Annotated in this window: 11 protein-coding genes; 7 read left to right on the top strand and 4 right to left on the bottom strand. The window is 73.0% G+C overall.

Annotated features, from left to right (window positions below):
• Positions 1-151 precede the first annotated feature (151 nt).
• Together PSED_RS12960 and PSED_RS12955 are read left to right on the top strand one after the other, a co-directional pair.
• The gene (locus PSED_RS12960; RefSeq protein ID WP_158511309.1) at positions 152-1276 is read left to right on the top strand and encodes an ABC transporter substrate-binding protein; all 1125 of its coding nucleotides are present in this window, start codon (positions 152-154) and stop codon (positions 1274-1276) included.
• A 17-nt stretch (positions 1277-1293) separates the two neighbouring features.
• On the top strand, positions 1294-2880 hold the full coding sequence (locus PSED_RS12955; protein WP_013674694.1) for an FAD-dependent oxidoreductase: 1587 nt from the start codon (positions 1294-1296) through the stop codon (positions 2878-2880).
• 75 nt (positions 2881-2955) lie between these two features.
• On the opposite strand, the gene PSED_RS12950 is transcribed toward PSED_RS12955, so the two are convergent.
• Entirely contained in the window at positions 2956-4587 is a 1632-nt protein-coding gene (locus tag PSED_RS12950) for an AMP-binding protein (RefSeq protein ID WP_013674693.1), read from the bottom strand.
• Positions 4584-5360 carry an enoyl-CoA hydratase/isomerase family protein gene (locus tag PSED_RS12945; RefSeq protein ID WP_049803388.1) on the bottom strand — a complete coding sequence of 259 codons (777 nt, stop codon included), beginning with the start codon at positions 5358-5360 and terminating at the stop codon, positions 4584-4586. Before PSED_RS12945 ends, PSED_RS12950 begins: the two co-directional genes overlap by 4 nt.
• A gap of 52 nt (positions 5361-5412) precedes the next feature.
• Here PSED_RS12945 and PSED_RS12940 point away from each other — a divergent pair, with 52 nt between their 5' ends.
• Positions 5413-5958 (top strand): nuclear transport factor 2 family protein, encoded by a 546-nt coding sequence (locus PSED_RS12940; protein ID WP_013674691.1) that lies wholly within the window; start codon positions 5413-5415, stop codon positions 5956-5958.
• On the opposite strand, the gene PSED_RS12935 is transcribed toward PSED_RS12940, so the two are convergent.
• Together PSED_RS12935 and PSED_RS12930 are read right to left on the bottom strand one after the other, a co-directional pair.
• Entirely contained in the window at positions 5937-6596 is a 660-nt protein-coding gene (locus PSED_RS12935) for an EthD domain-containing protein (RefSeq protein WP_013674690.1), read from the bottom strand. The two genes, PSED_RS12940 and PSED_RS12935, sit on opposite strands and share 22 nt — an antisense overlap.
• Positions 6593-7441 carry a hypothetical protein gene (locus PSED_RS12930; protein WP_013674689.1) on the bottom strand — a complete coding sequence of 283 codons (849 nt, stop codon included), beginning with the start codon at positions 7439-7441 and terminating at the stop codon, positions 6593-6595. The genes PSED_RS12935 and PSED_RS12930 overlap by 4 nt, the downstream gene beginning before the upstream one ends.
• 190 nt (positions 7442-7631) lie before the next feature.
• On the opposite strand from PSED_RS12930, the gene PSED_RS12925 reads away from it, so the two are divergent.
• From PSED_RS12925 to PSED_RS12910, 4 genes are read left to right on the top strand one after another with little or no spacing between them, the layout of a single operon-like run.
• Complete coding sequence (locus PSED_RS12925) at positions 7632-8507, top strand: FAD binding domain-containing protein (RefSeq protein ID WP_013674688.1); 876 nt, start codon at positions 7632-7634, stop codon at positions 8505-8507.
• A complete protein-coding gene (locus PSED_RS12920) occupies positions 8504-9013 on the top strand; it encodes a (2Fe-2S)-binding protein (protein WP_013674687.1) in 510 nt (169 codons plus the stop codon). The genes PSED_RS12925 and PSED_RS12920 overlap by 4 nt, the downstream gene beginning before the upstream one ends.
• Entirely contained in the window at positions 9013-11370 is a 2358-nt protein-coding gene (locus tag PSED_RS12915) for a xanthine dehydrogenase family protein molybdopterin-binding subunit (protein WP_013674686.1), read from the top strand. Before PSED_RS12920 ends, PSED_RS12915 begins: the two co-directional genes overlap by 1 nt.
• Positions 11367-12437: a cytochrome P450 gene (locus tag PSED_RS12910; RefSeq protein ID WP_013674685.1), complete on the top strand. Its 1071-nt coding sequence runs from the start codon at positions 11367-11369 to the stop codon at positions 12435-12437. Before PSED_RS12915 ends, PSED_RS12910 begins: the two co-directional genes overlap by 4 nt.
• Positions 12438-12551 lie beyond the last annotated feature (114 nt).

The following is a 12551-nucleotide window of genomic DNA, read 5'->3' as shown; positions in this document are numbered from 1 at the left end:
AGTCTACGTCTACTATTAACATAGATTCCTGGCCTGAGGCGGCAGCGACGCCGCCGGGGAGGGACGACCGATGCGTCGTGCACGTCGAGTTCTGGGTGTGGCCGTCGCGGCCGTTGCAGCGACCGTGATCGCAGGGTGTGGCGGGGCCACGGTGGCCTCGTCCGACTCGGGGGGCGGTGGTGGCGGCGCCGACGCGCCGGGCATCACGGCCGACACCATCACCCTGGGGATGGTGACGCCGATGACGGGCCCGTTCGCGGCACTGGGAGTCGACGGCCAGGCCGGCGCGGACGCGCTCATCCAGACCGTCAATGCGGCGGGCGGCATCAACGGCCGCAAGCTCGCGCTCTCGGTCCAGGACGACCAGTACGACCCGAAGCAGGCCGTCGCCGGGGCGCGCTACTTCGCCACGCAGCAGCCGGTGCTGGGGATCTGGGGCAACAACGGCACGGCGACGACCCTCGCCGGGATGCCGACCCTGCAGGCCGCGGGCGTGCCGCTGCTGTTCCCGATGGCGCTGAGCACGCAGCTGGCCACCTACGACCGGTCGTTCGCCTCGATGCTGCCGCTGTCGTCGCAGTTCGAGCTGCTGTCGAACTACGCCGCCGGGCAGCCGGAACTGGCGGCCGGGAAGTGGGGCATCCTCTACCAGAACGACGGCACGTCGTCGGAGGTCGCCGAGGGCTTCAAGAAGGGCAAGACGGTACTGACCGACAACGTCAGCTTCGAGCGCAGCGCCACGACCTACGCCCCGCAGCTGCAGAAGCTGCAGGCCGACGGCGTCAGCGACCTCGTCTTCATCGGCAACGTCAACCAGATCTCGGTGGCGCTCAAGGAGGCCGACCAGGTCGGCTACAAGCCCACCTGGTACAGCTCGCTGGGCAACACGAGCCCCGACCTCGCCAAGCTCGTCGGCCCGCTCGCCGAGGGCGTCATCACCGTGAACCCGTACGCCCCGCCGCAGAGCGACCTGCCGGGCACCAACGAGTTCCGCGCGGCGATGGACAAGTACGAGCCCGGGAAGTCGCAGAGCATGTACGCGCTCAACAGCTGGGTCGGCGGCAAGATCATCGTCGACGCGCTGCAGCGGGCGGGCAAGGACCTCACCCGTGACTCGTTCCTCGCCGCGCTGCAGCAGACGAAGGACCTGCAGGTGGGCGGCATCATGCCGCCGATCACGCTGACCGCGCAGGACCGCACCGCGAGCACCTGCATCGTGCTGGCGAAGGTCACCCAGGGCGTGTTCCGCGCCGAGGGCGATCCCACGTGCCAGTGACGGGAGGTCACCGCGGCATGCGCCGTGCCGTCGTCGTCGGGGCCGGCCTCGCCGGCCTCGCGACGGCGGTCGCCGCCGCCGACCGCGGCGTCGCGGTGACCGTGCTGGAGAAGGGCGACCTCGCGGGTGGCGCGGCGTCCTTCTCCGGCGGCCAGGTGTGGGTCGCGGCCAACCATCTCGAAGCGGCACAAGGCATCCAGGACGACCTCGGCGACGCCGAGCGCTACGTCAGGGCCGTCGGCGCCTCGCACCCGGAACTGATCGACGACGCCGCCCTGCACCGCTGGCTCACCGAGGCCCCGCGGGCCGCGCGGTACTTCGAGGACGCCGGCGCGGTGACCTGGGAGATCATCCCGGACTACCCCGACTACTACCAGGACGCGCCCGGGTCGCGCCCCACCGGCCGCTACCTCACCGCCGCCTACGACGCCCGCAGGCTGGGCCCGTGGCGCGAGCGGCTGCGGGTCTCGCCGCACTTCCCGGTGGGCACCACCTACGCCGAGATCCTCGGCGCGGGCCTGCGGGCGTCGGCGTTCGGCGCCGCCCGCGAGGCCGACGATCTGTCCCGCGAGGACCGCCTCACCTTCGGCACCGGCGTCGTCGCCGGGTTCCTCGCCGCGGCCGTCGAGCGCGGCGTCGACATCCTGCTCGAGCACGCGGCGGTGGAGCTCTGCGTCGACGACGGTCACGTCACCGGTGTCGTCGCGCAGAACCCGGACGGGGCGCGGCGCATCCTCGACGGCGACGTCGTCATCGCGACCAGCGGCTACGACTGGGACGACGAGCTCGCCCACGACTTCCTCGGCCTCAAGCCCGCCGACCGCGGCAGCGTCGCGCCCCGCACGCTGACCGGTGACGGCATCCGGCTGGCCCGGCAGGCCGGCGGCGCCGTCGTCGAGATCCCGGCGAACCGGGTGCCGGTCCAGGTGGGCTACCCGGTCGACGGCTACCCCGGGTTCCAGGTCGCGCGGGAGCACTCGTTGCCGCACACGTTCGTCGTCGACCGGTCGGGACGGCGGTTCTGCGACGACGCGGTGTACTGGGAGATCGTCAAGAAGACGCTGCAGCCGGGCAGCCCGCACCTGCCCTGCTTCATGATCTGGGACTCCCGCCACCACCGGCGCTACGGGCTCGGCCCCACCCCGCCCGGCGGCACCTACCCGCCGGAGGTGGTGTCGTCGGCGCCGACGCTGCGGGAGCTGGGCACCGTGCTGGGCATCGACGGCGAGGCCCTCGCCGCCACCGCCGCCCGGTTCAGCGCCGCCGTCGCGAGCGGCCACGACCCCGAGTTCGGCCGCGGCACCAACACGACGTGGCAGCGCTTCCAGGGCGATCCCACGCAGCAGCCGCACCCCAACCTCGGCCCGGTCGACGAGCCGCCGTTCTTCGGGATGCGGCTGACGATGGTCAGCACCGGGATCGGGCTCACCGGCATCGCCGTCGACCCCGACGGCCAGGTCCTCACCGCCGACGGCGCACCCGTCGCCGGCCTGCACGCGGCGGGCGCCGCGGCGGCGTTCACGTCGTCGGGCACCGCCTACAACAGCGGCTTCTCGCTCAGCCGCGCGATCACGCTGGGGCTGTTGGTGGCCGAGCGGCTGTGAGTTGCTCCCGGTAGGGAGGCCGCCGCGCGCCGGGACCCGGTGAGTGGCGATGGTCGCCATGGCGACCATCGCCGCTCACGGGGACTCGCGGTCGGCGGTCGCGGCGTCGACACCCGTCTCGCGCAGCTCCAGCTTGCGGACCTTGCCCGACGGGGTCATCGGCAGGGCGTCGGCGATGCGGACGTAGCGCGGGACGGCGAAGGCGGGCAGCCGCGGTTCGCACCACTCCCAGATGTCCGCCGCGGTCAGCGGCACGCCCGCCTCCGGGACGACGACGAGCAGCAGCTCGTCCTCACCCGCCTCGGCGTCGGCCGGGACGCCGACGACCGCGCAGTCCAGGACGCCCGGGTGGGCGAGGACCGGCTGCTCGACCTCGAAGGAGCTGATGTTCTCCCCGCGCCGGCGCAACGCGTCCTTGAGCCGGTCGACGAAGTAGTACCAGCCCTCGGCGTCGCGGCGCAGCCCGTCGCCGGTGTGGAACCACAGGTTGCGCTGGGCCTCGACGGTGCGCTCGGGCATGCCGTAGTAGCCCGTCGTCATCGTGAACGGCAGGTGGGCACGCACGACCAGCTCGCCGACCTCCCCGACGGGCACCTCCTCGTCGGTCTCCGGGTCGACCAGCCGCACGTCGAAGTACTCGTCGACGAGCAGGCCGGCCGCGCCCGGCGGGCGCTCCTCGCCGTAGGGGGTGAGGATCGGCATCGCGATCTCGGTGAGCCCGAAGTTCTCGACGAACGCCTCGATCCCGAAGCGCGCCTTGAAGTCCGCGGCGATCGACGTGGCGAGCGGGACGGCGTAGAGGCAGCGCAGCGGGTTGTCGGCGTCGTCGGGACGGCGGGGCTGCTTGTACACCCAGTCCATCATCACGCCGATGAAGTTCGTGACGGTCACGCCGGACTCGCGCAGCTGGTCGACCCAGCGTGAGGCGCTGAAGCGCTGCTGCAGCACGAACCGGGCGCCGACGATCATCGCCGGATAGCACGCGAGGAACTGCGCGTTGCCGTGGAAGAGCGGGCCGACGGCCATGTGGGCGTCGGCGTCGGTGAGCCGGCAGAGCGAGACGCACTCGTCGGCGAAGAAGTGGAAGTGGGCGTGCGGCATCATCACGCCCTTGGACAGACCGGTCGTGCCGCTGGTGAACAGGATCGCCGCCAGGTCGGAGGCGGCGACGTCGGGAAGCGACCCCGGGCGGTCGGCACCGGTGAGGGCCGCGTAGGGGTGTGCCTCCCAGCCGGCGGCGCGCAGTGCCGCGATCGCCGCGTCGGCGGCTCCGGTGACGTAGAAGGTCTTGATGGCGCGAGCGGCGTCGAGCGGCAGGAAGTGGTCGACGAACTCGGGGTCGACCACCGCCGCGCGCGGCGCCACGGTGCGCACCTGGTGTTCCAGGAACGTGCCGCGGTACGCGGTGTTGATCGGGACCTCGACGAGCCCGGCCACCGAGGCACCGAGCCACGCGAGCAGGTACTCGACGCTGTTGGCCCCCATGATCAGGACCCGGTCGCCCTGCGTGCAGCCGTCCGCGAGCAGCGCCCCGCCGACGCGTTCGGCCGCGTCGAGCGTCTCGGCGTAGGTCAGCTGCGTGCCCTGGAACGGGACGTCGAGGAAGACGGCATCGGCGTGGGTCGCGGCCCGGTGGCGCAGCACCGCGGGCAGCGTCCAGGTCGCGCGGTCGGGGAAGGTCGGGCGCAGGTCGCGGTAGGTCCTCATCGCGGGTCCCGGAACCGCGGCGCCCGCTTCTCCATGAAGGCGGCCGCGCCCTCGCGCATGTCGTCGGACCCGATGGCCTGCACCAGCATCCCGAGCCCGGAGACGTAGCTGTCACGACAGGCGTTCCACCACACGTTGGAGCTGATCTTCGCGATCTCCAGGTAGCGCGGCGAGAGGGCGAGCAGCTCGTCGGCCCAGCGGGTCACCTCCGCCTCCAGGTCGTCGTCGTCGACGACGGCGTTGAGCCACCCCAGCTGCAGGGCCTGCTCGGCGGTGTAGCGCCGGCACATCATCGAGATCTCCTTGGCCCGCTTCTCCCCCACCGAGATCGCGAGCAGGTTCGTCCCGCCCAGCACCGGCGCGCTGCCGACGCGCGGACCGGTTTGGCCGAGCTTCGCGCTGCGCGCGGCGATCGCGAGGTCGCAGGCCACGACGAGCTCGTTGCCGCCGCCCGCCGCGGCGCCGTTGACGGCGGCGATCACCGGCCGCGGCGAGGTGCGGATGACGTCGAACAATTCGAGCGAGGCGAAGAACATGCCCCGCAGCTCCTCGGGATCGGGATCGGCGAGGTTGGCCAGGTAGCCGCCCGCACAGAAGGCGCGACCGGTCCCGGTCAGCACGATCACCCCCGCGTCGGCCGCGCCACGCACCGCGTCGGTGAGCGCCCGGCCCATCGCCGCGTCGTAGGCGTTCATCCGGTCCGGCCTGTTGAGCCGGACCCACGCCACGTCGCCGCGCCGCTCGACCGTCACATCCTCGGAATCCTCCGCCATACAATGATTACTATCACCCTGGATTCGACCGGACAACGAAAGCGGGGCAGCAATGCGGGACGAGGACCTCGAGGCACGCATCCGGCGTCTGGAGGACCGCGCCGAGCTGGGCGAGCTCGTCGCCCGCTACGGCCGGCTGCTCGACGACCGCGACGTCGACGGGCTCGCCGCGCTCTACACCGCCGACGCCGTCTTCGACTCCACCGACGGCCCGATGACCGGCCGGGACGCGGTGATGGGCTACTACCGGCGCCAGCTCGACCGCTACGGCATGACCTACCACTACCCGCACAGCCACACGATCGAGTTCACCGGGCCCGACGACGCGACGGGCGTCGTGTCCGCGCACGCCGAGCTCGCGATCCTGCCGACGCCGTTCGTCGTCGCGCTGCGCTATCTCGACGTCTACCGCCGCGAGGACGGGTGCTGGCGGTTCGTGTCCCGCCGGGCGCTGCAGCTCTACGCCGCTCCCCTGGCCGAGCTGCCCGACGTGCTGGCCGGGACCCTGCGCCGGCGCTGGCCGGGGACGGAGCCGGCCACGGCCGACATCCCGGAGTCGCTGCCCACCTGGCAGGCCTACGAGCGCGCCCGCGCCTGACCCCCGTCGAGCGCCACCACGTGCACCGCCGCGAGGACGCGCTCGGTGGCGACGACGATCCCGGCGAGAGCCCGCCGGTCGGCCTCCGCCGCGGCCGAGCCCAGGTGGGCGAGCGCGGCGGCGCTGTCGGGGAACCACAGCGCCTCGACGCCGTCGACCACCCCGGGCAGCTCGGGAAGCCGGACGAACGCCTCGACCGCGGCCGCGTGACCACCGCGGCCCGGCAGGCGCAGGACCGCGGCGAGCTCACCGGGCCCGACTCCCGGTGCCGTGCGCAACAACGTCAGCACCCGCACACCGGTGACGGCCGCGGGCGCAGCCCCGGACACCCGCTCGGTCAGCACGGCCCCGCCGCGCGAACGGTCGACGAACCGGCGCTCGTCGGCGCGTCCGGCGTCGAGGTAGTGCGGGTGGGCGAAGACCGCGTCGAACGCGGCGACGTCGTCGGCGTCCATCTCCGAGCAGGCATCGAAACCCGGCCACGGCAGCGGGGACCCGGCGACCGCGTGGTTCTGCCAGTACCGCCGCAGGCCGGGCAGGGCGCCGATGACAGGGCCGTGCCGGTCGCGCCAGTGCTGCTGGAACCGCGCGACGGTGCAGCCCGCCCTGCGGGGCGCGAGCCCGAACCGGGTGATCACGGCGCGCGGTGCAGCAGCCGGTGCGCGGCCTCGCGCGCGGACATCCCGATCTCCACGCCGCACGCCGCGGCGAGGGCGTTGCGGGCGCTGATGACGCCGTCGCGGTAGCTGGAGAGCCCGTCGCCCATCATCGCGCTGCGGGCGTCGACGGTGGCGCCGGCGAGCCCGTCGCCCTCGACGATCGCGAGACCGGCGATGCCGGAGTCGTCGCGGCCCCGGCCGCCGTCGGAACAGATGAACCCCCACGGCCGGAACTCGCGCAGGTACGGCACGCTCGACCGGCCCGTGTGTCCGGCGGTGACCAGCACGTTCGTGTCGCGGTCGGCCGGGGTGCCGAAGGCGATCGAGTCGGTGCAGACGACGGCCCGCCCGTCGGGACCGGACTCCATCACGGTCCGGTTGGTGATCTCGTCGGGCGCGCGGGTGACCGGCTCGGCACGCAGGAGCAGCGCGGCCGCGTCGGCGACCGTCATCCCGGGGACGACGCCGCACGCGGCCGCGACGGCGTTCACGCGGCTGATCACCCCGTTGCGGTGCACGTCGACGCCGTCGCCGAGCAGGACGTCGCGGACGTCGGCGGTCGCGGCGGGGATGCCGAGGGCCTCGTAGAACCACAGGCCCGCGATCCCGGCGCCCTCGGGGCCGATCGCGCAGTCGAGCCCGATCGCGGCGCGCGGGCGGCGGTCGGCCACGAACCGAGCCGGCAGCACGCCGGAGTACGAGGCGGAGACGACGACGTCGCGTCCGGTGTTGCGCTCGTCGACGTGGTAGGCGGAGTCGATCGCGACCACCCGCCCCGACTCGTCGCCCGCGACGACCGTCTGCAGGTCCTGCACCTCGTCCACTGTCGACCACGTCCCCTCGCACGAACGGCCTGCCGGTGACGGCCGGGCACGCCACACCCCGCAGGTGCGGACCGCCTCCTCGGCTCGGCCCGCATCGTCGGAATCGGGACCCGGTGCTGTCCACCGTCACCAATCTCTGATAACAATATCCCCTCAGAGCGGTCGATCTCACAGAGAGGTGAGGGCGCCGATGAAGCCCCCCGTCTTCGACTATGTGTCACCCGCGACGCTGGAGGAGGCCATCCAGGCCCTGTCCGCGCCCGACGACGGCGACGTCAAGGTGCTGGCGGGCGGACAGAGCCTCGTCCCGTTGCTCAACCTGCGGCTCTCCCAGCCCGGCCTCATCGTCGACATCAACGGTCTCGACGAGCTGACCGGCATCACCGAGGAGGCCGGATACCTGACCGTCGGCGCGCTCGTGCGGCAGCGCGAGGCCGAGCTGTCCGACGTCGTGCGCACCGCGTGCCCGCTGCTGCACGAGGCGATCCCGCTGATCGGGCACACGGCGATCCGCAACCGCGGGACGGTGGGCGGCAGCATCGCCCACGCCGACCCCGCGGCCGAGCTGCCGACCGTCGCCGCGTGCCTGGACGCCGAGCTCGTCGCGCGCGGTCCGGGCGGCGAGCGGACGATCCCCGCGGCGGACTTCTTCACCGGGTTCTTCACCACCGCGCTCGCCGAGGACGAGATCCTCACCGCGGTGCGGGTCCGCTCGGTCGGGCCGGCCACCGGCGCCGCCTACGAGGAGGTCGCCCGCCGGCACGGCGACTTCGCGATGGCCGGCGTCGCCGCCCAGGTCCGGCTCGACGGCGACACCGTCGCCGAGGCGCGGATCGCGATCTCGGGGGTCGACCTCGCACCCGTGCGGGCGACCAAGGCCGAGGCCGCGCTGGCCGGCCGGACCGTCGACGACTCGATCCTCGACGAGGCGGCCGACGCCGCCGTCGCCGACCTGTCCCCCTCGTCGGACCTGCACGGGTCCGCCGCGTACCGCAAGCACGTCGCGGGCGTGCTGATCCGCAAGGCCGTCGCCGCCGCGGCGGCGCGCGCCCGGGAGGCCCGATGAAAACCCGAGAGATCACCGTCACCGTCAACGGCCGCAAGCGCACCGTCACCGTCGAGGTCCGGCGTACGCTCGCCGACTTCCTGCGCGAGGACCTCGGCCTGACCGCGACGCACCTGGGCTGCGAGCACGGGGTGTGCGGGGCGTGCACCGTCGTCGTCGACGGGCACACCGAGCGCTCGTGCACGCAGCTCGCCGTCCAGGCCGACGGCCGCGAGATCACCACCGTCGAGGGTCTCGCCGGCCCCGACGGGGAGCTGCACCCCGTGCAGCAGGCCCTGCGCGACAACCACTCGTTCCAGTGCGGCTTCTGCACCCCCGGTTTCGTCATGTCGATCTACGGGATGTGCGAGGAGAAGAAGGCCGGCCGGTCCGTGCCGTGCTCGCGCGCCGCGATCCGCGAGGAGCTGTCGGGCAACATCTGCCGGTGCACCGGCTACCAGTCGATCGTCGACGGCGCCGAGGCCGCACTGGCCGGCGCCGGTTCCGACACGGGGAAGGACGCCTGATGGCCGGCGGCAGCGCGATCTCCGGGCTCGTCGGGGCGCGGGTCCACCGCAAGGAGGACCGCACGATCCTGACCGGCACCGGTCGCTACATCGACGACGTGCAGGAACGCGGCATGCTGCACTGCCACTTCCTGCGCAGCACCGTCGCGCACGGGCGGATCACGTCGATCGACGTGTCCGCGGCCCGCGAGGTCGAGGGCGTGGTGCGGGTCTTCACCGGCGCCGACATGAGCGCGATCACCGAGGACCTGAGCTTCGCCCAGCCCATCCCGGGCCTGAACAGCCCCTCCTACCCCGCGATCGCCCGCGACGTCGTGCGGTTCGTCGGCGAGCCGGTGGCGCTGGTCGTCGCCGAGAGCCGCTACATCGCCGAGGACGCGGCAGCGCTGATCGAGATCGAGTACGACCTGCTCGAGCCGGTCATGAGTACCGCCGCCGGGCTCGCCGAGGGTGCCACACAGCTGTTCGACGACGTGCCAGGCAACGTCGTGCACACCGACGAGCAGCTCTTCGGCGACATCGAGGCCGCGTTCGCCCAGGCCGACCACGTCGTCACCCAGTCCCTGGACCAGCACCGCTGGGCGTGCAACCCGATGGAGACCCGGGGCGGCGTCGCCACCTACGAGACGGGCAGCGGCCAGCTCACCTACGAGGCCTCCACCCAGACCACGCACACGCTGCGGTTCCTGCTCGCCGGCTGGATCCGCCACCCCATCCACCAGTTCCGGGTCACCGCGAACAACATCGGCGGCGGGTTCGGGCTGAAGTTCTCCGCGTACCGCGAGGACGTCGCCGTCTGTGCGGCGGCCAAGGCCATCGGCGGCACCGTCAAGTGGGTGGAGGACCGCAACGAGCACCTCGTCGCGGCAGGCGCCGCACGCGAGGAGCAGCTGACGCTCGAGGCCGCGGTGAAGGCCGACGGCACCCTGCTCGGCCTGCGCGTCACCATGAAGCTCGACGCGGGCGCCTACCCGATCAACCCGCCCGCGACCGTCTACGCGGGGCTCGTCCGCACGACCCTGCCGGGCCCCTACAAGCTGCCCGCCTACCAGTTCCGGCACCACATCGTCGCGACCAACAAGGCGTCCTACATCTCGCTGCGCGGGCCGTGGGCGGTCGAGACGCTGGTGCGCGAGCGGCTGATGGACAAGATCGCGCACACCTGCGGGATCTCGCCCGTCGAGGTGCGCAACCGCAACCTGATCACGCTCGACGACCAGCCCACGAAGATGATCACCAACGTGACGCTGGAGAACGTCACCGCGGCCGAGACGTTCCAGAAGCTGGTGGAGATGGTCGACCTGGACGCGGTGCGCCGCGAGCAGGAGGCCGCCCGTGCCGAGGGCCGGCTCCTCGGCTTCGGCGTCGGGACGTTCATCGAGCCGGCGCCGGGCACGCAGGAGTTCTGGGCGGCCGTCGGCTTCCCGTTCGGCTCGGAGCCGTGCCGCATCCGGATCGAGATCGACGGCAAGGTCACCGCGTTCACCCCGCAGACCCCGCACGGGCAGAGCCACGAGACCACGCTGTCGCAGCTGATCGCCGACGAGCTCGGCGTCGGCTTCGACGACATCCGCATCGTCTACGGCGACACCGACGCCACGCCGTTCTCCATGCTCGGCACGGGAGGCAGCCGGGCCGCGACGATGGCCAGCGGCGCGGTCGTCTACGGCTCGCGCGAGCTGCGCAAGCGGCTGCTGGAGATCGCCTCGCACATCCTGGAGGCCAGCGTGGACGACCTGGACATCGCCGACGGCGTCGTCTCGGTCAAGGGGGCCCCGGGCGCGTCGGTGCCGATCGCCCAGATCGCCATGGGCTGCTGGCTCGCGCCGGAGCAGATGCCCCCGGGCACCAACACCGAGATGGAGTTCGTCGCCAACTACGACGGCGAGGGCGGCGGGTTCTCCCAGGCCAGCCACGCGTGCTGGATCGAGGTGGACCAGCAGACCGGGAAGATCGAGATCAAGCGCTTCCTCGTCGTCGAGGACTGCGGCAAGATGATCAACCCGGCCGTCGTGGAGGGCCAGGTCATCGGCGGGATCGCGATGGGCGTCGGCGGCATGCTGCTGGAGCACTCCGCGTACGCCGACGACGGGCAGTACCTCGCCGCGACGTTCATGGACTACCTGATGCCCTCGGCCCCGGAGCTGCCCGAGATCGAGATCGAGCACCTGGAGTTCGAGTCCGACAAGGTCGTCGGCTCGCGCGGTGTCGGCGAGGGCGGCACGGTGCTCGCCCCGGCCGCGCTGCTCAACGCGATCGACGACGCGCTCGCGCAGGTCGGCCGCGAGCGGGTGACCGAGACGCCGGTGACCCCGACCCGGATGCTCGAGCTGCTGGGTGTGATCGAGAAGGAGTGACACTCGCGCGCATCACCTCCTACGCCGAGGCCGACGAGATCCTGACGTCGCGCCGGTTCGCGCAGGAGTCCAAGCACGAGAGCGCGCCGCTCGTGGGCGGGACCGTCCTGGTCATGGACGGCCCCGCCCACCTGCGTCGACGCCGGCTGCTGGCCCCCTTGATGTCGCGGACGGCGCTGGCGGCCTACGACGACGTCGTCGCCAGGACCCTCGACGAGTGCATCCGCGCGCAGGGCGACGACCTCGTCCCGCTGGGGCGGTCGGTGTTCCTGCAGCTCGCGGCATCGATGATCGGGCTGGGTGACCTGGGCGCGCGCACGCCCCGGCTGCTCGCGCTGCTCGGTCCGCTGCTGGAGGCGGTGACCGTCGAGTGGTCGACACGCGACCACGCGGTCGTGCTCGCCGAGGGGCTGGCGGCGCGCGACGCGCTCGTCACGCAGTTCCCGGCGCTGCCCGGCGCCGCCGGCACTCTCGCCACGCTGATGGCCGGCCGTCCCGACGAGTGGGACGACGAGGCGGCCGTCCGCGAGGTCGTGCTGTTCCTCGCGGCGTCCACCCTGAACAACGCGGCGCTGCTGGTCCACGTGGTCGACGAGCTGTCGCGCCGGCCGGTGCCCGACGACGTGCTCCCCGCCGCACTCGCCGAGACCCTGCGGCTCTACCCGCCGACGGTCGCGCTCCTGCGCCGTGCGCTCACCGACGTGACCCTGCGCGACGGCAGGCTCGTCCGCGCGGGCGAGCACGTCGCCGTCGACCTGCACGCCGCCAACCGCGACCCTGCGGTCTTCGGGGCCGACGCCGAGGAGTTCCGGCCCGGCCGCGCGGTGGCGGAGCGCGCCCGGCCGTGGGGGCTGACGTTCGGCAGCGGGCCGCACCTGTGCCTGGGCCGGGCCGTCGTGACGGGCACGGCCGTGACCCCGGGCGTGCACCTGCGGATCCTGGCGCGGCTGCGGGAGCTGGGCGTGCGGCCCGACCCGGACCGCCCGCCCGTCTTCGCCCCGACGGCCCAGCGCCGCCACGACAGCTACCCGGTGCTGCTGGCGTCGTCGGAGAACCGCGGAGCGTGAGCCGGCAGTCCCCGCACCCGGGCAGCGCCTGGTGCGCCGCCGGGAACGTGCCCGCGGGCCCGTGAGTGGTGATGGTCGCCATGGCGACCATCACCACTCACGGGTGCGGCAGTG

Origin of the sequence: Pseudonocardia benzenivorans CB1190 (genome assembly GCF_000196675.2) — a bacterium.
Lineage (GTDB): Bacteria > Actinomycetota > Actinomycetes > Mycobacteriales > Pseudonocardiaceae > Pseudonocardia > Pseudonocardia benzenivorans.
This window is presented reverse-complemented; position numbering and strand designations above follow the sequence as displayed.